Origin of the sequence: Streptomyces sp. NPDC007205, from assembly GCF_040634095.1 — a bacterium.
GTDB lineage: Bacteria > Actinomycetota > Actinomycetes > Streptomycetales > Streptomycetaceae > Streptomyces.
In genome coordinates this window covers 108,993-130,091 of record NZ_JBEYEW010000011.1, presented here as the reverse complement: position 1 = coordinate 130,091, position 21,099 = coordinate 108,993, and the positions used below count along the sequence as shown (strand labels likewise).

The following is a 21,099-nucleotide window of genomic DNA, read 5'->3' as shown; positions in this document are numbered from 1 at the left end:
CCACTATTTCGTTACAAGACGTCCCAGGGGCGCCTGCTGCAACGGCACCGGCCGTGCCACCACCGGCTTCGGGGCCCGGAGGTGCGCAGGCTCCGGAGGGTCCGGTTCCGCCGGTGGCCGCGACGCCTCGGGCGCCCCGGCCGCCGTGCCGTCCCGGACCGGACCCTCCAGGCCCGCGCCCCCCGACCCCCTGGTTCCCCCCGAAGGCCCGGCGACACCGCTCCCCACGGCAGCCGGCCCTCCCGCCTCCCCCCTGGGTGCCGTCAGCTCCGCCACGCCGCACGGTGTCTCCCGCGTGGCGTACGGCAGCCGCAGCACCCCGTCCCGTGTCCACACCCCGGCCCCGGCCAGCCAGCCCTCGGGCGCCGGGAGATGACTCACCTGCCGGCCGGCCGGCCGCCAGAGGCTCACCCAGCTGCCGACCGGTCCGGCCACGCGCAGCGCCACCGCGCAGTTCTCCGGCATCAGCACCTGCCCGGGCTGGATCGCGAACGGCGTCACCACGCAGTCCGGCATGCGCAGACTCTCCGGGAAGCGGACCGGCAGCATGCTGCCGAGCACGCCCCAGCCCAATCGCTCCTCCCCCGGCGAGGGGGCGTCGGAGGAGATGAGCAGCAGCCCGCTGTCGGGGTCCGCGAGCAGCAGCCGGTCATGGCTCGTGGCCGCGATCTGCAGCAGCGGTGACACCTCGGCGCGCTCCAGGTCCACCACGACCGTCTTGACCGGTCCGCCCAGCTCCCGGTCCAGCGCCAGCATCCGTCCGGCGCGGTCCAGCCAGACCCCGCCCGAGCAGCGCCCCGGCACCTCGGCGAGCCGCTCGGGCCCGAAGGCGCCGCCCGCCACCCGCCACACCACGCTGGAGCGCGGGCCGACGGCGAGGGCGTACGCCCGTGCACCCCCCGGCGCCGGCGGCAGCAGGGTGAGCCGGGTGCCGGGCACGGGGCACTCCACCGCGCCCAGCGGCAGCTCACCGGTGCCGGGGCCGGTCGGGTACAGCAGCGAGAAGGCGTGCCGGTGCTCGACCAGCCGGTGGATCAGCACCCGGCCGTCGGACAGCGGCTGCACCTCGGTGCCGGGCTCCTCCGGCTGGTTGCCGGGCAGCGGCACCGCGTACGGCTCCGGGCCGTCCAGCGTCCAGCGCTCCGGGAACCACGACTCGCCGTCCCGCGCGAGCCGCGCCGCGTACGCGCCGTCCGCCGTGATGGCGCACCCCGCCCCGCCGCCCTCCGCACCGGTCGACGGGGGTTCGATCGCACAGGCCGTCATCGTTCGGTCACCTCCGGCGAACGAAGCTAGTTTTCGCACGCACAGGCGGGGGACCGGCCGACAGCCGTTTCACACATAAGGGTGGCGAAGAAGCGATTCACCTGAGGAAACCGGTGCTTATGTGCTGAGCGGGGTCAGACCCGGCGCATGCGGTACGGCCCGCAGACCAGCCAGGTAGCCTTTCCCTCGTGCCCCGTCTGTCTGAAGTCATCGCCGCGCTGGAGAGCCTGTGGCCCGCCGAGCGGGCCGAGTCCTGGGACGCGGTCGGCACGGTCGTGGGCGACCCCGGCCAGGAGGTCACCCGGGTACTCTTCGCCGTCGACCCCGTGCAGGAGATCGTCGACGAGGCGGTGAAGCTCGGCGCCGACCTGCTGGTCACCCACCACCCGCTGTACCTGCGCGGGACGACCACGGTCGCCGCGACCCACTTCAAGGGCCGTGTCGTGCACACCCTCATCAAGAACGACATCGCCCTGCACGTCGCCCACACCAACGCCGACACCGCCGACCCGGGAGTCTCGGACGCCCTCGCCGGCGCGCTCGACCTGAGGGTCGTACGACCCCTCGTGCCGGACCCCACCGACCCGCAGGGCTGCCGGGGCCTGGGCCGCGTCTGCGAACTCGACCACCCGCTGACCGTCCGTGAGCTGGCCGCGCGCGCCGCCGAACGGCTGCCCGCCACCGCGCAGGGCATCCGGGTGGCCGGCGACCCCGACGCCGTCGTCCGCACGGTCGCCGTCAGCGGCGGCTCCGGCGACAGCCTCTTCGACCAGGTCCGCGCGGCCGGCGTCGACGCCTTCCTCACCGCCGACCTGCGCCACCACCCCGCCTCCGAGGCGGTGGCCCAAAGCCCCCTCGCGCTGCTCGACGCGGCGCACTGGGCCACCGAGTGGCCCTGGTGCGAGCTGGCCGCAGCCCAGCTCGACGAGATCTCCGACCGCCACGGCTGGGACCTCCGGGTCCATGTCTCCAAGACGGTCACCGACCCCTGGACCGCCCACGCGGCGTCCACCGTCACCACTAGCTAATGGGAGCCCCCAACTGAACGCCGCGCCCGCCGACCAGATCCGACTCCTCGACGTCCAGGACCTCGACGTCCGCCTGCAGCAACTGGCGCACAAGCGGAGGTCGCTGCCCGAGCACGCCGAGATCGACTCGCTGAACAAGGACCTCACCCAGCTGCGGGACCTGCTCGTCGCCGCGCAGACCGAGGAGAGCGACACCGCCCGCGAGCAGACCAAGGCCGAGCAGGACGTGGACCAGGTGCGCCAGCGCGCCGCCCGCGACCAGCAGCGCCTGGACTCCGGCGCGGTCAGCTCGCCGAAGGACCTGGCCAACCTGCAGCACGAGATCGCCTCCCTCGCCAAGCGGCAGGGCGACCTGGAGGACGTGGTCCTGGAGGTCATGGAGCGCCGTGAGGCCGCGCAGGAGCGGGTGAACGAGCTGACCGAGCGCGTCGCCTCCGTCCAGTCGAAGATCGACGACGCGACCGCCCGCCGGGACGCGGCCTTCGAGCAGATCGACGGCGAGGCCGCCTCGGTGACCAAGGAGCGCGAGGTCGTGGCGGCCGCCGTCCCCGCCGACCTCCTCAAGCTCTACGACAAGCTGCGCGCGCAGCAGGGCGGCATCGGCGCGGCCAAGCTGTACGCCCGCACCTGCCAGGGCTGCCGCCAGGAGCTGGCGATCACCGAGCTGAGCGACATCCGCGCGGCGGCGCCGGACACGGTGGTGCGGTGCGAGAACTGCCGCCGCATTCTGGTGCGTACGGCCGAGTCGGGTCTGTAAGAGTCGGTAAGGGGCTTTCGGGGTGCGGGAGTTCATCGTCGAGGCGGACGGCGGGTCGCGGGGCAACCCGGGGCCCGCGGGCTACGGCGCGGTCGTGCGGGACGCGGCGACGGGGGAGACCCTGACGGAGGCCGCGGAGTACCTCGGCGTCGCGACGAACAACGTGGCCGAGTACCGGGGGCTGGTGGCCGGCCTGCGCGCCGCCCACGCCCTCGACCCGTCGGCCCGGGTCCACGTCCGCATGGACTCCAAGCTGGTCATCGAGCAGATGTCGGGCCGCTGGAAGATCAAGCACCCCGACATGAAGCCCCTGGCGACCGAGGCACGGTCGGTCTTCCCGCCGGACCAGGTCACCTACGAGTGGATCCCCCGCGCGCAGAACAAACACGCCGACCGCCTGGCCAACGAGGCGATGGACGCGGGGACGAGGGGCGGACAGTGGACTCCGTCGGAGTCCAAGGCCGACCTGACCGCGGGCAGTGCTGCCGCTGCCGCAGCGGCACCACTCAGCGAGCAGGGGTCTGACACCCCCGACGAGGAGCGCCGCTCAACGCCCGGCTGGAGCAGCGCCCCCGACCTCGGGGCTCCGGCCACCTTCGTTCTCCTCCGGCACGGCGAAACCCCCCTCACCCCCCAGAAACGCTTCTCCGGCAGCGGCGGCACCAACCCCTCCCTCTCCGCCGCCGGCCGCGAACAGGCCCACCGAGTCGCAGAGGCACTCGCCAGACGCGGCACCGTCCAGGCCGTCCTGGCCTCCCCCCTCGCCCGCACCCGCGAGACCGCCGCCGCCGTCGCCGCCCGCCTGGGCCTTGAGGTGACGATCGAAGACGGCCTGCGGGAAACGGACTTCGGCGCCTGGGAGGGCCTCACCTTCGGCGAGGTCCGCGAGCGCTACCCGGACGACCTGAACGCCTGGCTCGCCGACCCGGAGGCCCACCCCACCGGCGGCGGCGAGAGTTTCGCCGAGACGGCCACCCGGATCGCCGCGACCCGCGACAAGCTGGTCGCAGCCCACGCGGGCCGCACGGTCCTGCTGGTCAGCCACGTCACCCCGATCAAGACCCTCGTCCGGCTCGCCCTCGGCGCCCCGCCCGAGTCGATGTTCCGCATGGAACTGTCCGCCGCCTCCCTGTCGGCGGTGGCGTACTACGCGGACGGCAACGCGAGCGTACGGCTGTTCAACGACACGTCCCACCTGCGTCCCTGAGCCCGGCGAGCCGCGCCGCGCCCCGCGCCAGCTCCTCGATCCGGGCCCAGTCCCCGGCGGCCACCGCGTCCGCCGGGACCATCCAGCTCCCGCCCACACAGCCGACGTTGGGCAGTGACAGATACTCCGGCGCGGTCGCCGGGCCGATCCCGCCGGTCGGGCAGAAGCGGGCCTGCGGCAGCGGACCGGCCAGGGACCTCAGATAGGCCGTGCCGCCCGCCGCCTGCGCCGGAAAGAACTTCATCTCCCGCACCCCGCGCTCCAGCAGCGCCACCACCTCCGAGGTGGTCGAGACGCCGGGCAGGAACGGCACCCCGGACGCCCGCATCGCCGTCAGCAGCGCGTCCGTCCACCCGGGGCTGACCAGGAACCGCGCCCCGGCCGCCACGCACTCGGTCACCTGCTCCGGGCTGATCACCGTGCCCGCTCCCACGACCGCCTCGGGCACCGCACCGGTGATCGCGCGGATCGCCTCCAGCGCCGCCGGAGTCCTGAGCGTCACCTCGATCGCGGGCAGCCCGCCCGCCACCAGTGCCCGCGCCAGCGGCACCGCGTCGGAGGCGTCGGAGACGGCCACCACGGGCACGACGGCCGCGAGATCCAGTACCGAGGCGGCCGAAGAGGAGGGCAGCGGTGAGGTCATGCCCTCATCGTGTCGAGTACATGCAGCATGCGCAAAGAACGTTGCACATGCTGCAACGCCGGGGCATGGGTGATGCCCTTAGTGGACCTCTGCCACCAGCACATCCAGCGACCACGGCTTCCCGGCCTTCCCCGGTGCCTCGGCCTCCACCTCGTACCCCAGCTCCCGCAGCACCTCGACCAGCTCGGCGGGGTCCTTCGGCGCGGCCCCGGCCGTCAGCAGGCTCCGTACCATCCGGCCCTTGGTCGCCTTGTTGAAGTGGCTGACCACCTTCCGGGTCGGCGCGTGCAGCACCCGCACGGTCGCCGTCCGCCCCGCGACCTCGCCCTTCGGCTTCCAGGCCGCCGCATAGGCGGAGGAGCGCAGGTCCAGCACCAGCCCGTCCCCGGCCGCTGCCGGCAGCACCTCGGCCATCGGCGTCCGCCAGTGCGCGGCCAGCGCACCGAGCCCCGGCAGCTTCACGCCCATGGAGCAGCGGTAGGAGGGGATGCGGTCCGTGACCCGCACCGCGCCCCACAGCCCGGAGAACACCAGCAGCGAGTCCGCCGCGCGCTGCTGCGCCGCCGCGTCCAGCGTGGCCAGGCCGAGGGCGTCGTACAGCACGCCGGTGTAGATCTCCCCGGCGGGGCGGGCGCCGGCCGTGCGCAGCCCGGCGTTCTTCGCGACCTCGCCGCGCAGCCCCTCGCTCAGCCCGAGCACCTCGCGTGCCTTCTCCTCGGCGCCGGAGCACAGCTCGACCAGCTCGCCGAGCACGGCTTCCCGTGCGGGGCTCAGCCCCGGCAGCGACAGCGACCGAAGCTCCAGCGGGGCACCCTCACCCGCGTTCGCCTTGCCTTCCGAGGGCGGCAGCAGGACCAGCAACACATACTCCTCACGTAGACCTCCGCGACAGCGTACGGCGTGCCCCCGGGGTCCCGCGTGCGGCGAAGGCCCTGTTCAGGCCCGCGTGAGCGCCTGGACGAGGGTGCCGGGGTCGTCGGCGTGCAGGCGCACCGTGTGCACCCGCCGGGGCCGGCCGAGGAGCGACCGATGGGTGACGGGCTCCGCCAGCTCCAGCCGCACCGACGTCTGGGAACCGATCGCGAGGTCCAGCACGTCGGCCGCCGGCCGGTGCGTCATCTGCGTCTCGCGGTGTACGGCCCTGATCGCGCCCAGTGGAATCCGCAGGTCCACATGGACCCCGTACCGCACCCGCAGCGCCTCCCCGGTCAGCACGTGCGGGCGGACCGCGCAGGCCGCGTGCAGGCCGACGACGAGCAGCACGGTGTAGATGTCCAGCACGAGCAGGATGTCGTGCGCGGTGGGCATGTCGCGCAGCATCGAGGACACGCCGATCGTCTCGATCACGCACACGAGGGCCAGCCCCCACCCGTGGCGCCCTGCCCGCGCATGTACCCGAAACCCCGCCCGCCGGCGGTCCCCCGAGTGCGTCGGGCCAGCCGCAGCGCCAGGCTGGTGTACAGCCGCAAGTCGTGCCCCGCCAGCCGTCCCAGTGCCTTCAGCATCCTCATCTCGCCTCCTCCGCAAGGACATTGAGCGCACGACGGATCACCTCGGCCTGGGCGGGCGAGGCGGGCGCGAAGTCGGCGTACAGGGCGCGCAGGACGGCATGGCCGGAGTCGACCGGGCCGGCCGGCAGCAGTCCCGGGGGCATGCAGCCGGCCAGGGTCCGCGCGGCCTCCGCCACGCGCGGGTCGCCCGGTTCGGCGTCCGCGAGCGCGTCGAGCAGCGCGTACACCTCGCGGGTCCGCGCCAGGGCGTCCGGATCGTCCAGAACGCCGCGCAGCGCGCTCAGCAGCCGCCCCCGCTCCTCGGGCGCCGCCCCGGTGTCGATCAGGGCGAGGATCTCGCGGTCCCTGGCGGCCGTCGGGGAGCCATCGCCGGCCAACGAGCCGAACTCGGGTGGGTGGGGGACCGCGGGGTCTGGGGGCGTAGCCCCCAGTGGCCCGGCCCGGCCAACGGAGCTATGGGGCCGACGTCGCCTGCGGCACAGTGGCAGCGCTCCGCAGGCCCAGGTGGTGGTAGTGCCGCACCGTGCGCGTCGTGACGCCGACGGCGGCGGCGAGTTCTCCGGTCCGCATGGGAGCAGTACAGACGTTGACGTCGCGACCGGGTCAAGCGGTGACGTACGGCATGCCGAGCCAGCGTTCCAGGGACTCCGGCAGGCCCTTGCCGCCCTCGTCCTCGGCGGCCCAGGCCACGAACCCGTCCGGCCGCAGGAACAGCGCCTTGAGTTCGGGCCGGTCCGGGCAGGCGAGCGTACGGACCTCCAGCCGGTCGCCGTACCCCTCGGCACGGGCGCGCAGTCCGGCGTCGTCGGCGAGGTCGAGCAGCAGGGCCCGCCCGGTGTGCAGATGGTCACCGAGCCGGGAGCCGTCGGCCAGCACCAGGTCGGGCGCGCTGGCGCCGGTCAGCGGGTGGTCGCCGGGCAGGTCGTAGCGCTGCCAGATGCCGGAGATCTTCGTGACGAGGTACGTCGTGCCGGCGGTGGTCAGCGCCAGGTCGGTGACCACCCGGCGCAGGGCGCGGGCGTGCCGGTCGGGGCGCATCACCGCGATCTGCGCGCGGGTCCAGTCGAGCACCCAGGCGCCGATCGGGTGCCGCTCGGCGGTGTAGCTGTCCAGCAGCGACTCGGGTGCCGTGCCGCGTATGACGGCGGCCAGCTTCCAGCCGAGGTTCATCGCGTCCCCGATGCCGAGGTTGAGCCCCTGCCCGCCGAACGGCGAGTGCACATGCGCTGCGTCGCCCGCGAGCAGCACCCGGCCCTTGCGGTAGTCGGTGGCCTGGCGGGCGTTGTCGGTGAACCGGGTGGCGGTGATCACCTTGTCGATGGTGGCCTCGGGAACGCCCGCGACCCGGCGCAGGCTGGCCTGCAGTTCCTCGGCGGTGATGGGCGCCGAGCGGTCGGCCGGGGGCCCGTCGAACTCCACGCTGAGAATGCGCCCGGGGAACGGCCCGTGGACGTACGTCCCCACTTCGGTGGTGTTCCAGCCCGTGCCCAGCCGCTCGCCACCGGACATCTCCACGACCGCCTGATAGCCGGTGATCTCCGGGTCGGTCCCCGGGAAGTCGAACCCGGCGAGCTTGCGGACGGTGCTGCGGCCGCCGTCGCAGCCGACCAGCCAGCCGGCGCGGATCGTCCCCTCGCCGGTGTGTACGGCGACCCCCTGCTCGCCGGCGTCGAAGCCGGTGAGCTCCACGCCCCGGCGCACCTCCACCCCGAGCTGTGCGGCCCGCCGGCCCAGGATCCGCTCCAGCTCGGCCTGGGGCACGCCGAGCCCCATGCCGCCGGCGGGGCCGGCGTCCGCCCAGGCAGGGTCGGAGCCGTCGAACAGATCGGGGTCCATGGTGATCCCGGCGAAGTGCCCGGCGAACTTGGGCGGGAGCTTGCCCCAGTCCCCGAGCCTGCCGCTCTCCCGGAAGGCGCGCATCCGTTCTTGCGCCGCCTCCCACACCGCCGACAGCTCGGGCAACAGCCCCCGCCGGTAGAAGGAAACCGCGCTCGGGACGTTGACCGCGCCCGCCTTGATCGTCTCGTCCACCTCGGTCAGCCGCTCCACGACCAGCACCCGCGCCCCGCCGAGCCCCAGCTCACAGCCGAGGAAGAGCCCCACGGGCCCGGCGCCCGCCACCACCACGTCGTACTCGGTCATCGTCGTCATGGCCCTGACTATAGTCACTAAAAATTTTTGGTGGCTATACTTTTCGCATGGACGAGGAACCTTCGCTGAGGGAGCGCAAGAAGCGGGAGACGCGGCAGCGGATCTCGGACATCGCGACGGGCCTGTTCGCCGAGCGCGGCTTCGACGCGGTGACGGTCACGGAGGTGGCGCGGGCGGCGGGCGTCTCCGCGATGACGGTCTTCAACTACTTCCCGCGCAAGGAGGACCTGTTCCTCGACCGCATCCCGCAGGCCGTCGAACTCCTGGCCGGAGCGGTCCGCGACCGCGCACCCGGCGAGTCCCCGCTCACCGCCCTGCGCGGCCTCGCGCTGCGCCTGCTCGCCGAGCGGCACCCGCTCGGCGGCGTGGGGGAGACCTTCGCCCCCTTCTGGCGGGTCGTCGTCGACTCGCCGGCGCTGCGCGCCCGCGCCCGCGAGGGGGTCGAGGAGGCGGAACGGGCGCTGGCCGCCGCCCTCGCCGAGAGCGGCGCGCCCGGACCGGACCTGCTGGCGGCCCTGGTCGTGGCGGCCTACCGGACGGTCTTCGCCGCCTCCGTGCGCCGGCTGATGACGGGCGATGCGCTGGAGGAGGTGGCCCGGGACCACCGGACGGCCCTGGAGACCGCCTTCACCGCGCTCGAACGGACGGGCCTTGACGCGCCTTGACGGACCTTGACGGCCGACGCCGACCCGGACGCGGCATGGAAGCGGGGCCTGGCGGCGTTGCACCCATGAGCGCATGACAGGCAAGGGGGTGCCCGATGACGGAACAGGCGCTGTGGACGCGGGCCCGGCTGGGCCACGGCGGGCCTCCGCTCGACCTCCTGACGGCGAACTTCCGCAGGCACACCTACGCCCCGCACGCCCACGAGGAGTACACGGTCGGCGTCTGCGTCGGCGGCTGCGAGGTGATCGACTACCGGGGCGGCCACATCCGCACCGGACCGGGCACCATCGTCGTCCTCGACCCCGGCGAGATGCACACCGGCGGCCCCGCCAACGCCACCGACGGCTACGCCTACCGCGCCCTGTACGCCGAGCCGGCGCTGCTGACCGACGGCATCCTCGGCGGCCTGCCGTACTTCCGCGAGCCGCTCCTCGACGACCCCGGACTCGCCGCCGCGTTCCGCCGCGCCCACACCGAACTCAGCTCCTGCCCCGACCCCCTGGAGGCCGAGTCGGTCCTGCCCTGGCTGCTGACCGCGCTGGCCCGCCGCCACTCCACCGCCAGACCGGGACGCGACCTGGTCCCCGGCGCGCGGACGATCGCCCTGACGGTCCGCGACCGCCTGGCCGACGAGCTCACGGCACCCCCGGCGCTGTCCTGCCTCGCCGCCGACCTGGGCCTGTCCCGCTACCAGCTGCTGCGGGCCTTCCGTACGACGATGGGCGTGCCCCCGTACGCCTGGCTCGCCCAGTACCGGGTGAGCAGGGCGCGGGGCCTGCTGGAGGCCGGTCTGCGCCCGGCAGAGGTGGCGGGCCTGGTGGGCTTCGCCGACCAGGCGCACATGACCCGGTGGTTCCGCCGGGTGCTCGGGGTGACGCCGGCGGCGTACCGCACCAGCGTCACCTCGGCGGCGCCTCGCAACAGCGTTCAAGACACCCGGTGAGGACACGGCCGAAACTCACCGCATGACTGCACGTGGCTGGTTCCTGTTCTCCCTCATGGGAGTGATCTGGGGCATCCCCTATCTGATGATCAAGGTGGCGGTGGACGAGGTGTCCCCGCCGGTGGTGGTGTTCACCCGCTGTGCGCTCGGCGCGCTCCTGCTGCTGCCCTTCGCCCTGCGCCAGGGCGGCCTGTCCCGGACCGTACGCGCCCACTGGCGGCCCCTGCTGGCCTTCGCATGTCTGGAGATCATCGTTCCCTGGTTCACGCTCACCGACGCCGAACGGCACCTGTCCAGCTCGACGGCCGGGCTGCTGATCGCGGGCGTGCCGATCGTGGGCGTGATCGCCGCCCGGCTGCTGGGCGACACCGAGCGCCTCGGAGCCCGCCGCATCACGGGCCTCGCCCTGGGCCTGGCCGGGGTGACGGTCCTGACCCTTCCCCACCTCACCGGTGGCGACGCCCGCTCCCTGGCCGAGGTGCTGCTGACGGTCCTGGGCTACGCCACCGCCCCGCTGATAGCCGCGCGCCGGCTGAAGGAGGTCCCGTCCCTGCACCTGACGGCGGCCTGTCTGACCCTGGCGGCCGTGGTCTACGCCCCGGTGGCGTTCGTGGCGCGGCCGTCGTCCGTCCCCTCCTCCACCGCCTTGGCGGCCCTGGCCGGCCTGGGCGTGCTCTGCACGGCGGTGGCGTTCGTGGCGTTCCTGGAACTGATCAAGGAGGCGGGTCCCACCCGCGCCACGGTGATCACGTACGTCAACCCGGCGGTCGCGGTGGCGGCGGGTGCGGTCTTCCTGAACGAGCCGCTGACCCCCACGGTCCTGGCGGCCTTCGCCCTCATCCTGGCCGGCTCGGTCCTGGCCACGGCCGCCGGCTCGCGCCGGTCCCGGCGCCCGGTACCATGGTCGACACGGCAGACGAGCCGGGCGGACGGCCGCGTGGAGTCCCCCTAGGGGGCTTCCCGAGGAACGTCCGGGCTCCACAGGGCAGGGTGGTGGCTAACGGCCACCCGGGGTGACCCGCGGGACAGTGCCACAGAAAGCAGACCGCCGGGGATCTCGTCCTCGGTAAGGGTGAAACGGTGGTGTAAGAGACCACCAGTGCCCAGGGTGACCTGGGCAGCTAGGTAAACCCCACCCGGAGCAAGGTCAAAAGGAGACACTCCGGTGTCTCTGCGCGGACGTTCGAGGGCTGCCCGCCCGAGTCCGCGGGTAGACCGCACGAGGCCGGTGGCAACACCGGCCCTAGATGGATGGCCGTCGCCCCGGCGCCCGCGAGGACACCGGGGAACAGAACCCGGCGTACAGCCCGACTCGTCTGCCGCTCAGGGCTTCTGACCAGTAGAAACACCAGTCAGAGGCCCTTCTCCCTGTATGGGCGCCACGGCAGGTGCTTGCCTGGCCGGGGCGTTCCGTGGCGGAGTGAGCGGCGTGCTCACTCTTTGCAGCTACTCCTATGTCTCTCCGGTTCCGGGTGGCGATCCGGCGGTGGCGAATCGGTCCGCCTCTGCTCGTCCAGCCACGCTTCGACACCGCCAGGCTTTTGGGCCGGAGCGTCGAACGGGATGACTGGGACAGGCGGAAGGCTGACCAATGTTGCCGCCAGCTCGGGATTCGACAACGCGGCGACAGAAGGCTCAAGCGTCTCGATTCTGGCCAGAATGCGGCGAAGCTCCTCAGCCATGAGCTTCAGGTCCAGCAACTCCGTTATGGCGCTATCCTGCAGATCCTCAAGCGTTGGGCGGGGAAGGTGGACGATCCATTCGTCCAGGCGCTCATCAAAGTGCTCGCTACCGTTTCGAACCTCCCGGGCCGCCAAAGGGGACTCGTCTTGCACGGCGAGTGCATCTCGCAGATAGGCGCCCCTGGCCTTCCGCCACCGCAGATCCAAGCGGCCGGCGGTACCGGAGAACTTCGGGCGAGGCCGACCAAGGCTTCCAGAGCTGCCAGCGCATAGCGGGCATCGCGTGCCAGCACGGTCAGGTAGACCCTCTGTGCCCAGGGGTCCTGAGATATGTCGTCGCCCACGGGGGTCATTGTGGCGCTCGTCCGCCACTAAATGCTGTCCCGTAAATGGTTAGGTTGTACATCCGAGCGATGCCGAGCATGGTGTGGTGGACTCCAGCGCGTTCGACGCGGGCGCGGACCTGTTGGTGGGAGCTGTTGTGGGCCTGCTTCCAGTCGGGCAGTTCTTCACCTGTGCGGCGGCGGTTTGCGGGGCTGGAGCGCGAGCATCGGCCCGAGGTGATCGATGATGCGGTCCGCCGCCGACTTGGACACCCCGAACAGCGGGGCGAGTTGACGTATCGTCAAGTTTGTCCGCCAGTACGCCGCGACCAGTAGTGCCCGGTCCTCCAGCGGAATGCCCCACGGTCGGCCCTTGCGGACCACGTCCGCACCCTCGCGCCGCAACAGCCCCACCAGCTTGCCGAACAAGCGAGGGCTCACCCAGGTGAAGGGGGCTATCAAGAAGGCTCCGATGCCGTGATCACACCAGCCACATCAAGACCATCTCATCCGCGACCAGCTGGCACAGGACGCTATTACGCTGAGCGGATGTTCGAACGCAATACGAGGAGGATGCGGACGGTGCTGCCTGCTTACGCGGTCGAGGTTGGAACCGAACCGCTGGTCCGTCCGGCGCGGAACTCGGTGGGAGGCTGGCCCTTCCTCGACCAGGCCCAGGACTGGCCCGAGTGCTTCTGTGGTGAGCGGATGGCGCTGTTCTTCCAGTTCGACATTCCCTGGGACCTGGAGCCTTTCGGCGGAGACCACCTCCTTGTCTTTCACTGCCGTGCGCACAACGACGCGTCCGACGCCCAGCTTGCTGATGGCCGGCTCGTACCGAAGTACTGGGTCGCTCCGCAGCCGCCCTACCCGGCTCCGTTCTGGCGTGTACTGATTCAGAGCCCCGCGGCGCTGCCGGCCCCGGAAGCCGAACCGTCCTTGTGCGCGCTGCCGCTGGCTCTGCGGCCCTTTGTGGATACCCCCGTCGGGGCCCAGACTTTCAAGGTGGGCGGTACTCCGTCCTGGGCGCAGGATCCCGAGTACTACACGTGCGCATGCGGCGCGGACTTGGTGTATGTCTGCCAGGTTCCCGAGGGGAGGGACTTCGCTGTCTACCCCGGCCAGCCAGAACAGCCCTACAGCGTCAGGCCCGACACCTACTGGCTGTTCCTGGGCAACGAGGTCTACCTGCTGGCGTGCCCGGCCCGCTGCGATCCGGCGGCCATCTGGCCGGTCAACCAGCACTGACGCCTCAGCATCACCGCCGCCCCTGCCCCACCCCACGGCGCCCAGTAACCACCCCCACGAGCAGGCAGCCACCCGCCCTGGAGATCATTTACGGGACAGTTCTTCGCGCAGTCGAGCCGCAGCCGCCTCCGGAGTTCCGAGCGGCGGGTGTTCCTGTGCTCATCCGCATGGCCGTGGAGCGGCCCCGCTCGTTTCCTGGCGGGAAATCGCCGTCACGCGACTCAGTACTTCGTTGTTCAACATGATGACCTGCCGGGCGTGCGCCACCAGCTCCCGCCCGGCCGGAGTGAGGCGCAGCGGTCGCTTCTCGCGGTGGAACAGCGGGGCCTGGACGATCGATTCCAGCCGCTGGATCTGCTGGCTGACCGTCGGCTGGGTGACATGGAGCGACCGTGCGGCACGGGAGAAACCGTCTTCGGTGACGACGGCCAGCAACGTGCGCAGGAGTTTCACTTCTAGGTCGCGCTGCACACGGAACCCCCGAACCGTCTGCGTTACCGCACGATGATATGGCTATATTGATACCTCATCAGGCGGGTATTTCCAACAATCCAAGGGGAAAAGGACGTTTGACGCCCAGGTGTCCCGGGGCGGCATCATCCCGCTACTCCTCGAACAGCACCTCCTGCTCGCCCTCCTTCTTCGCCCGCACCCGTCGTGCGCGCACGCCCACGACGAGCGCCGTCGCCGCGGCCGTGGCGCCGAGGGCCGTCGGTACCATCCAGCCGCGGTCGAGGACATGGCCGAGTGCGTGGTCGAGGGAGAGCCGGCCGGGGCCCGCGACGCCGAGGCCGGCTGCCGCGAGGCCCAGGCTGGCCGCGTGCTCGTAGCCGCCCTCCTGGGCGAAGAAGCCGTTGGGCAGGTGGACCGCCGCCGCCCCCGCCATCGCGCCGGCCGCCGCCGCGCCCGCCGCCGGGGTCGCCAGGCCCAGGGCGAGCAGGGTGCCGCCGCCGGCCTCCGCGAGCCCGGCCGCCGTAGCGCTCGCCCTGCCGGGCGTGTAGCCGACGGACTCCATGAACTGGCCGGTGCCCTCCAGGCCGTGCCCGCCGAACCAGCCGAACAGCTTCTGCGCGCCGTGCGCGGCCAGCACCCCGCCGGTCCCCAGCCGGAGGAGCAGCAGGCCCAGATCGCGTCGGTCGTAACAGGTCACGGTGACTCCCATGCAGACAGGCGGACGGGGGCAGGTTCCTCCCGCGTTTCCACCGTCGCAGCTCTCACACCGGCGGGCCCGCCGTGGGGGGCGTTCGGGTGGCGGGGCCCGGAGGGCGGTGTGAACCTGGCGCCATGACGATTCAGCCAGCCAAGCTCAGCGATCCGGCCGTCCGGGCCTTCGTGAACGCCGTCAACTCCCATGACCGCGACGGCTTCATGGCCCTGCTCGCCCCCGACGCGACCATGGCCGACGACGGCTCCGACCGTGACCTCGCCGACTGGATCGACCGGGAGATCTTCTCCTCCCACGGTCACATGGAGGTCGACAACGAGTCCGCCGGCGGCCGCGCCCTGCTCGCCCGCTACTGCAATGACACCTGGGGTGAGATGCGCACCAGGTGGACCTTCACGGTGCGGGACGACGGCCGGATCTCCCGCTTCGAGACCGGCCAGGCATAGGCGGGCGGGCTGCGGGAATCGCGAGGCGCACGGGGGTGATCTCCTGTCCGGTCGCGCACCACACCGGCCCGGGGTGCGCGTACGCATCACCCCGAGGACTCGACCACCGCGGGGAGTTGAGAAAACAGGGGTGACTCATCGGATTTTCATAACGCGGCAAATTCCACACCGTACCGGCCCGCCCTGAGAGAATCCCCTGCTGGGCGCGGTGTACGGTCCCCGGGTGCGTGAATGTTCCCGGCTCAGCCGACGTGCCGTCCTCGGGTTGACGGCCGCCGCCCTTCCCGTGTCCACGGCCACCGCGGCCGCCGCCGTCGACTCCACCGTCATCGGGGGCGAGCGGCTGGCCCGCTCCGGCGTCCAGGTGCGCGGTGCCTCCGGGCTGCCCAAGAAGATCACCGCCCAGAGCTGGCTGATCGCCGACTACGACAGCGGAGACGTGCTCGCCTCGTTCAACGCGCACCGGCGGCTCCCGCCCGCGTCCACGCTGAAGATGCTGTTCGCGGACACCGTGCTGAGGAAGTTCGACCGCGCCGAGCGGTACACGGTCAAGGACGCCGATGTCGCCGACGTCCCGGCCGGCTCCAGCCTGGTCGGCATCAAGCCCGGCATCACCTACACCGTCGAGCAGCTGTGGCAGGGCGTGTTCCTGCGCTCCGGGAACGACGCCGTGCACGTGCTCTCCCACATGAACGGCGGCATCGCCAGGACCGTCGCCGAGATGCAGGCCAAGGCCGCGGACCTGCAGGCCCTGGACACCCATGTGGTCAGCCCCGACGGCTTCGACCACCCGGGCCAGATCTCCTCGGCGTACGACCTCACGCTGTTCGCCCGCCACGGCCTGAAGAACCCCGACTTCCGCGGCTACTGCGGCACGCGCACCGCCGACTTCCCGGCGGGCGGCAAGAAGACCTTCCAGATCCAGAACACCGACCGCCTGCTGACCGGGGCGTGGGGCCTGCGGACGTACAACGGCCTGATCGGCGTCAAGAACGGCTACACCAGCCACGCCGGCAACACCTTCACCGGTGCGGCCACCCGGGACGGGCGCACCCTGCTGGTGACGGTCATGCACCCCGCCGAGGGCAGCAACGCCGTCTACGAGCAGACCGCCGCGCTGCTCGACTGGGGCTTCGGGCGGGGGCGTTCGGCACAGGCCGTGGGCACGCTGGTCGATCCGCTCAGCGAGGGCGGGGCGAGCGCGCGTCAGGCGCCCGCGCGCAAGGCGGTACGGGCGGCGGCCGGCGCGCCCGGCTCGGGCTCCGGCGGGCCGTCCACCGGGCGGCTGGTGGAGGGCGCGGGAGGCACGGCGCTGCTGCTGGCGGCGGCGGGAGTGCTGGTGATGAAGAAGCGGCGCAGGGCGGTGGCGGCAGCCGCGGCGGCCGAGGCGTCGCAGGGGGCCGAGGAACCGGCGGCGCAGGGCGGCGGCCGGCACCGGCGCTGAAACAAGCGGCGGCCGTTCCACCGGCCGGTGCGCACCCCGCGTCCCGCGCGGGGGCCGCCCCCAACTCCGGCCCGGTGGAACGGCCGTCGCCTCCCCCCTCGGTATGGTCTGCGGAATCCACGTGCTCCAACTGTGAAGCTCTTGTGGAGGAGAGTTGAGCATATGTGCTCGACCGGCCGCAATACCGCGGATGTTCGAAGCCCGTTTGCGCAAGGGGGGTCAGCCGCGCCCGATGTACGGCATCGCCGTCGCCAGTACCGTCGCGAACTGCACGTTCGCCTCCAGCGGCAGCTCGGCCATGTGCCGCACGGTGCGTGCCACGTCGGCCACGTCCATCACCGGCTCCGGGACCACCTCGCCGTTCGCCTGGAGTGCGCCGGCCTGCATCCGGGCCGTCATGTCGGTGGCCGCGTTGCCGATGTCGATCTGCCCGACCGCGATGCGGTACGGCCGCCCGTCCAGCGACAGCGACTTGGTCAGCCCGGTCAGCGCGTGCTTGGTCGTGGTGTAGGCGACCGAGAGCGGGCGGGGCGTGTGGGCCGAGATCGAGCCGTTGTTGATGATCCGGCCGCCCTGCGGATCCTGCTCCTTCATCCGCCGGTACGCCGCCTGCGCGCACAGGAACGCCCCGTTGAGGTTGGTGTCCACCACGTGCCGCCAGTCGTCGTACGACAGCTCCTCGACCGGGACCTCACGGGGACCGTTGATCCCCGCGTTGTTGAACAGCAGGTCCACCCGGCCGAACCGCTCCACCGTCGCCGTGAACAGTGCCTCCACGTCCTCGGGCCGGGACACGTCGGTGCGCACGGCGAGCGCGGCGGCCCCCGGGGCCAGCGCCGCCGTCGCCTCCAGCGGTTCGGTGCGCCGGCCGGCCAGTGCCACCGACCAGCCGGCCCCGAGCAGCTCCACGGCGACGGCCCGCCCGATGCCGGAGCCGGCACCGGTCACCACCGCGATCTTCGATTGCCTGTCATCCATGGTTCCGCAGCGTAGGCCGAACATCCGTCATACGGAATCCGCTGTCCGTCATGCGGTTGCACGGTCACGGCGGCCGTTCGTCGCCCCGCCCTCGCTCATGGGTTCCACGGCAGTGTGTGCGAGCTGAGAGCATGGGTGCCGGTCACACCCAGGGAGGGACAGATGTCCGAGCACGCGGCGGCACCGCCACCGGAGACGGAACAGGTTTCCACCGCCCCCGCCAGGCCACCGGCCGCCGCCACCCGCCGCACCGGCCTGCTCGTCACCCTCGTCCTCGGCGGCCTCACCGCGACACCCCCGCTCGCGATGGACATGTACCTCCCGTCGCTGCCGGAGGTCACCCGGTCCCTGCACGCGCCCGCCGCCACCGTCCAGCTCACCCTCACCGCCTGCCTGCTGGGCATGGCGCTCGGGCAGCTGGCCGTCGGCCCGATGAGCGACCGCTGGGGCCGCCGCCGCCCGCTGCTCACCGGTCTCGCCGTGTACCTCCTCGCGACCGCCCTGTGCGCCCTCGCGCCGAACGTCGAGACCCTCGTCGCCTTCCGCCTGGCCCAGGGCCTCGCGGGCGCGGCCGGCATCGTCATCGCGCGGGCCGTTGTACGCGACCTGTACGACGGAGTCGCCATGGCCCGCTTCTTCTCCACCCTGATGCTGATCTCCGGCGTCGCGCCGATCGTGGCCCCGCTGATCGGCGGGCAGATCCTGCGGGTGACCGACTGGCGCGGGGTGTTCGTCGTCCTCACGGTGGTCGGAGCCCTGCTCACCGCGCTGGTCTGGCTGCGGCTGCCGGAGACGCTCCCGCCCGGCGAACGGCACGGCGGGGGAGTCGGGGAAGCCCTGCGGGCGATGCGCGGGCTGCTCGCCGACCTGCCGTTCACCGGCTACATGCTGGCCGGCGGCTTCGCCTTCGCCGCGCTGTTCGCGTACATATCCGCGTCCCCCTTCGTCGTCCAGGAGATCTACGGCGCCTCCCCGCAGACCTTCAGCCTGCTGTTCGGCCTGAACTCGGTCGGCCTGGTGATCGCCGGGCAGGTCAACGGCAAGCTGCTGGTCGGCCGGGTCGCCCTGGACAAAGTCCTCGCCACCGGGCTGACGGTGATCGTGCTCGCCGCGACCGCCCTGCTGCTGATGTCCACCGGCGCCCTCGGCGAGGTGGGCCTCGCCCCCGTCGCCGCCGCGCTGTTCGTCCTCATGTCCGCCATGGGCATCACCCTGCCCAACGCCCAGTCCCTCGCCCTGCTGCGCACCCGGCACGCCGCCGGCTCCGCCTCCGCGCTGCTCGGCACCTCCTCCTTCCTCGTCGGCGCGGTCGCCTCACCGCTCGTCGGCGTCGCCGGAGAGCACACCGCCGTCCCCATGGCGCTGGTCCAGCTGGCGGGAGCACTGGTCGCCGCGGCCTGCTTCGTGGGAATGTGCCGTCCCTGGAGCGCACGTGGGAACGCACGTGCGCCGTTGGAGGGAGACAGGAACTGAGCGCACCGAGACTGCGCGCGGACACGCCGGAACGGGCCGGGCTCGACCCCGTGGAGCTCGGACACCTGACCGGCGAGGCGCACGCCCTCACCGCCGGCGACCGCCCCTGGGCGGCCGGCGCCGTCGTGCTGGCCGGCCGCGGTCCCGTCATCGCCGTGGCCGAGGCGGCGGGCTGGGCGGTCCGCTACGCCTCGTACGACCCCGAGACCGACACCGGCGTCGAACTGCCGCCCGCCGCCCGGGTCCCGGCCACCGTCGACACGCCCTTCGACCTGGCCTCCCTCACCAAGCTGTTCACCGCCGTCGCCGCGGTGCAGCAGATCGAGCGCGGCACCCTCGGCATGGACGCCCGGGTCGGCGACTACCTGCCCGACTTCCACGCCGCGGCCGCCCACGGCATCACGGTGCGGCAGCTGCTCACCCACACCTCAGGGCTGCGCCCCGAGCTGCCCCTGTACGACTGCCCGGACGACGCCGCCCGGCTGGCCCTGCTGCGCGCCGAGACCCCCACGGCCCAGCCGGGCCGGTACCGCTACTCCGACCTCAACATGCTCCTGCTCCAGTTCGTCCTGGAACGCATCACCGGCCGCGCCCTCGACGTCCTCGTCCGGGACGGCATCACCCGCCCGCTCGGCATGACGGCCACCGGCTTCGGACCCTGCCCCGGCGCCGCCGCCACCGAGGACCAGCGGCGGCCGTGGGCCAAGGCGGACCGCGGGATGCTGCGGGGCCTGGTCCACGACGAGAACGCCTGGGCGCTCGGCGGCGTCGCCGGCCACGCGGGCCTCTTCTCCACCGCCCGCGACCTCGCGGTCTTCTGCCGCACCCTGCTCGCCGGCGGCTCCTACGGCCCCGCCCGCATCCTCGGCCCCGACTTCGTCGAACTGCTGCTGACCCCGCCGGGGCTGGGCTTCGCCGTCGACCAGCCGTGGTTCATGGGCGAACTGGCGGGCAACGGCGCGGCGGGCCACACCGGCTTCACCGGCACGTCGCTCGTCCTCGACCCGAGGACGGACACGTTCCTGGTGCTGCTGGCCAACACCGTGCATCCGAGGCGCAGGGCACCGGACAGCGGACCCCGGGCAGCACTGGCCACCCGTCTGGCGAGGGCGGTGATCTGAGTCCGCCGTAGAATCACCGGGTGAACGACCCCGTGACCCCGGCCCAGACCCTGCGCGCCGCCCTGGACGACGTCCTCGCCGGGCTCCCGCCCACCCAGGCCGCCGGAGCCGTGGAACGGCTGATCGCCAACTACCGCGGGGAAACCCCCACCCACGCCCCGATCCTCCGCGACCGCGCCGACGTGGCCGCCTACGCCGCCTACCGCATGCCCGCCACCTTCGAAGCGGTCCGCTCGGCCCTGGCGGCGTTCGCACGGGCCGTGCCCGACTGGACGCCCGGCAGCCACACCGACGTCGGCGGCGGCACCGGCGCCGCCACCTGGGCCGTCACCGCGACCTGGCCCGGCGAGCGCGGCGTCACCGTGCTGGACTGGGCCGAGCCCGCGCTCGCCCTCGGCCGGGAGATCGCCGCCGCCAACCCCGCCCTGCGCGGGGCCCGCTGGCAGCGCGCCCGGATCGGCACCGCCCTCACCCTGCAGGACACCGACCTCGTCACGGTGTCGTACGTGCTCAACGAGCTGGCCGAGCCCGACCGCGCCGCCCTCCTCGACGCCGCCGCAGCCGCCGCACAGACCGTGGTGATCGTGGAGGCCGGCACCCCGGCCGGCTACGCCCGGGTCCTGGAGGCCCGGGACCGCCTGGTCCACGCCGGACTCCACATCGTCGCCCCCTGTCCGCACAGCGCCGCCTGCCCCATCGAGCCCGGCCGGGACTGGTGCCACTTCTCCGCCCGGGTGAGCCGCTCCTCCCTGCACCGCCAGGTCAAGGGCGGCACGCTGCCGTACGAGGACGAGAAGTTCTCCTACGTCGCCGCCACCCGCCTGCCCGCCGAGCCGGCCCCCGCCCGGGTCGTCCGGCGCCCGCAGATCCGCAAGGGCCAGGTGCTGCTGGACCTGTGCGAGGCCGACGAGCAGCTGCGCCGCACGACGGTCACCAAACGCCACGGCTCCCTGTACAAGGCGGCCCGGGACGCCGAGTGGGGCGACTCCTGGCCGCCGGAGGACTCCCCGGAGGATCCGTCCGCGTAGCCGCCGTGGCTTGTTAACG

Annotated in this window: 21 protein-coding genes, 1 other RNA gene and 3 pseudogenes; 13 read left to right on the top strand and 12 right to left on the bottom strand. The window is 72.7% G+C overall.

All coding sequences use genetic code 11. From position 1 onward, the window contains the following. Window positions 1-3: 3 nt before the first annotated feature. Window positions 4-1,266, bottom strand: coding sequence for a hypothetical protein (locus ABZ624_RS20280; protein ID WP_360090407.1), 1,263 nt, complete (start codon window positions 1,264-1,266; stop codon window positions 4-6). Between the two features lie 188 nt (window positions 1,267-1,454). Here ABZ624_RS20280 and ABZ624_RS20275 point away from each other — a divergent pair, with 188 nt between their 5' ends. Genes ABZ624_RS20275 through ABZ624_RS20265 form a run of 3 tightly spaced genes read left to right on the top strand, consistent with a single transcriptional unit; the run spans window position 1,455 to window position 4,258 of the window. After that, a complete protein-coding gene (locus ABZ624_RS20275; protein WP_360090404.1) occupies window positions 1,455-2,294 on the top strand; it encodes a Nif3-like dinuclear metal center hexameric protein in 840 nt (279 codons plus the stop codon). 13 nt (window positions 2,295-2,307) lie between these two features. After that, the gene (locus ABZ624_RS20270) at window positions 2,308-3,051 is read left to right on the top strand and encodes a C4-type zinc ribbon domain-containing protein (RefSeq protein ID WP_360090734.1); all 744 of its coding nucleotides are present in this window, start codon (window positions 2,308-2,310) and stop codon (window positions 3,049-3,051) included. Between the two features lie 22 nt (window positions 3,052-3,073). Beyond that, window positions 3,074-4,258 carry a bifunctional RNase H/acid phosphatase gene (locus ABZ624_RS20265; RefSeq protein WP_360090401.1) on the top strand — a complete coding sequence of 395 codons (1,185 nt, stop codon included), beginning with the start codon at window positions 3,074-3,076 and terminating at the stop codon, window positions 4,256-4,258. Here ABZ624_RS20265 and eda read toward each other — a convergent pair. The 6 genes and pseudogenes from eda to ABZ624_RS20235 all read right to left on the bottom strand — a co-directional run bounded on the left by eda (window position 4,230) and on the right by ABZ624_RS20235 (window position 8,563). Continuing rightward, window positions 4,230-4,901 (bottom strand): bifunctional 4-hydroxy-2-oxoglutarate aldolase/2-dehydro-3-deoxy-phosphogluconate aldolase, encoded by a 672-nt coding sequence (eda, locus tag ABZ624_RS20260; protein ID WP_360090398.1) that lies wholly within the window; start codon window positions 4,899-4,901, stop codon window positions 4,230-4,232. The genes ABZ624_RS20265 and eda overlap by 29 nt on opposite strands. A gap of 78 nt (window positions 4,902-4,979) precedes the next feature. Further along, window positions 4,980-5,762: a peroxide stress protein YaaA gene (yaaA, locus tag ABZ624_RS20255; protein WP_360090395.1), complete on the bottom strand. Its 783-nt coding sequence runs from the start codon at window positions 5,760-5,762 to the stop codon at window positions 4,980-4,982. Window positions 5,763-5,837: 75 nt separating this feature from the next. After that, window positions 5,838-6,248 (bottom strand): hypothetical protein, encoded by a 411-nt coding sequence (locus ABZ624_RS20250; protein WP_360090392.1) that lies wholly within the window; start codon window positions 6,246-6,248, stop codon window positions 5,838-5,840. Next, the gene (locus ABZ624_RS20245) at window positions 6,245-6,412 is read right to left on the bottom strand and encodes a hypothetical protein (protein ID WP_360090389.1); all 168 of its coding nucleotides are present in this window, start codon (window positions 6,410-6,412) and stop codon (window positions 6,245-6,247) included. Before ABZ624_RS20245 ends, ABZ624_RS20250 begins: the two co-directional genes overlap by 4 nt. After that, window positions 6,409-6,982, bottom strand: a pseudogene (locus ABZ624_RS20240) (MerR family transcriptional regulator). The gene ABZ624_RS20245 and the pseudogene ABZ624_RS20240 overlap by 4 nt, the downstream one beginning before the upstream one ends. 33 nt (window positions 6,983-7,015) lie before the next feature. Then, window positions 7,016-8,563, bottom strand: coding sequence for an FAD-dependent monooxygenase (locus ABZ624_RS20235; RefSeq protein ID WP_360090386.1), 1,548 nt, complete (start codon window positions 8,561-8,563; stop codon window positions 7,016-7,018). Window positions 8,564-8,610: 47 nt separating this feature from the next. On the opposite strand from ABZ624_RS20235, the gene ABZ624_RS20230 reads away from it, so the two are divergent. The 4 genes and pseudogenes from ABZ624_RS20230 (at window position 8,611) to rnpB (ending at window position 11,491) form a co-directional block, all read left to right on the top strand. Beyond that, entirely contained in the window at window positions 8,611-9,228 is a 618-nt protein-coding gene (locus ABZ624_RS20230) for a TetR/AcrR family transcriptional regulator (RefSeq protein ID WP_360090383.1), read from the top strand. 95 nt (window positions 9,229-9,323) lie between these two features. Continuing rightward, a complete protein-coding gene (locus ABZ624_RS20225; protein WP_360090380.1) occupies window positions 9,324-10,172 on the top strand; it encodes an AraC family transcriptional regulator in 849 nt (282 codons plus the stop codon). Between the two features lie 22 nt (window positions 10,173-10,194). Beyond that, window positions 10,195-10,974: pseudogene (locus ABZ624_RS20220) on the top strand (DMT family transporter); the annotation flags it as partial. A 115-nt stretch (window positions 10,975-11,089) separates the two neighbouring features. Further along, an RNA gene (gene rnpB, locus ABZ624_RS20215) (RNase P RNA component class A) lies at window positions 11,090-11,491 on the top strand. Window positions 11,492-11,605: 114 nt separating this feature from the next. On the opposite strand, the gene ABZ624_RS20210 is transcribed toward rnpB, so the two are convergent. Beyond that, complete coding sequence (locus ABZ624_RS20210; protein ID WP_360090377.1) at window positions 11,606-12,007, bottom strand: hypothetical protein; 402 nt, start codon at window positions 12,005-12,007, stop codon at window positions 11,606-11,608. Window positions 12,008-12,203: 196 nt separating this feature from the next. Further along, window positions 12,204-12,671: pseudogene (locus tag ABZ624_RS20205) on the bottom strand (transposase family protein). A gap of 55 nt (window positions 12,672-12,726) precedes the next feature. Here ABZ624_RS20205 and ABZ624_RS20200 point away from each other — a divergent pair. Then, window positions 12,727-13,425, top strand: coding sequence for a hypothetical protein (locus tag ABZ624_RS20200; protein ID WP_360090374.1), 699 nt, complete (start codon window positions 12,727-12,729; stop codon window positions 13,423-13,425). Between the two features lie 159 nt (window positions 13,426-13,584). On the opposite strand, the gene ABZ624_RS20195 is transcribed toward ABZ624_RS20200, so the two are convergent. Continuing rightward, the gene (locus ABZ624_RS20195) at window positions 13,585-13,878 is read right to left on the bottom strand and encodes a LysR family transcriptional regulator (protein WP_360090371.1); all 294 of its coding nucleotides are present in this window, start codon (window positions 13,876-13,878) and stop codon (window positions 13,585-13,587) included. A 151-nt stretch (window positions 13,879-14,029) separates the two neighbouring features. Continuing rightward, window positions 14,030-14,575, bottom strand: a complete 546-nt coding sequence (locus ABZ624_RS20190; RefSeq protein ID WP_360090731.1) for a DoxX family membrane protein — start codon at window positions 14,573-14,575, stop codon at window positions 14,030-14,032. A 134-nt stretch (window positions 14,576-14,709) separates the two neighbouring features. Between ABZ624_RS20190 and ABZ624_RS20185 the strand changes: the two genes are divergently transcribed. Beyond that, window positions 14,710-15,036 carry a nuclear transport factor 2 family protein gene (locus ABZ624_RS20185; RefSeq protein WP_360090368.1) on the top strand — a complete coding sequence of 109 codons (327 nt, stop codon included), beginning with the start codon at window positions 14,710-14,712 and terminating at the stop codon, window positions 15,034-15,036. A gap of 223 nt (window positions 15,037-15,259) precedes the next feature. Continuing rightward, the gene (locus ABZ624_RS20180) at window positions 15,260-16,480 is read left to right on the top strand and encodes a serine hydrolase (protein ID WP_360090365.1); all 1,221 of its coding nucleotides are present in this window, start codon (window positions 15,260-15,262) and stop codon (window positions 16,478-16,480) included. A 219-nt stretch (window positions 16,481-16,699) separates the two neighbouring features. Here ABZ624_RS20180 and ABZ624_RS20175 read toward each other — a convergent pair whose 3' ends face one another. After that, window positions 16,700-17,458 (bottom strand): SDR family oxidoreductase, encoded by a 759-nt coding sequence (locus ABZ624_RS20175; protein WP_360090362.1) that lies wholly within the window; start codon window positions 17,456-17,458, stop codon window positions 16,700-16,702. Between the two features lie 162 nt (window positions 17,459-17,620). Between ABZ624_RS20175 and ABZ624_RS20170 the strand changes: the two genes are divergently transcribed. The 3 genes from ABZ624_RS20170 to ABZ624_RS20160 are packed head-to-tail and all read left to right on the top strand — an operon-like array spanning window position 17,621 to window position 21,080. Next, on the top strand, window positions 17,621-18,931 hold the full coding sequence (locus ABZ624_RS20170) for a multidrug effflux MFS transporter (protein ID WP_360090359.1): 1,311 nt from the start codon (window positions 17,621-17,623) through the stop codon (window positions 18,929-18,931). Continuing rightward, entirely contained in the window at window positions 18,871-20,052 is a 1,182-nt protein-coding gene (locus tag ABZ624_RS20165; protein ID WP_360090356.1) for a serine hydrolase domain-containing protein, read from the top strand. The genes ABZ624_RS20170 and ABZ624_RS20165 overlap by 61 nt, the downstream gene beginning before the upstream one ends. 20 nt (window positions 20,053-20,072) lie before the next feature. Then, window positions 20,073-21,080 carry a small ribosomal subunit Rsm22 family protein gene (locus tag ABZ624_RS20160; protein ID WP_360090353.1) on the top strand — a complete coding sequence of 336 codons (1,008 nt, stop codon included), beginning with the start codon at window positions 20,073-20,075 and terminating at the stop codon, window positions 21,078-21,080. Window positions 21,081-21,099 lie beyond the last annotated feature (19 nt).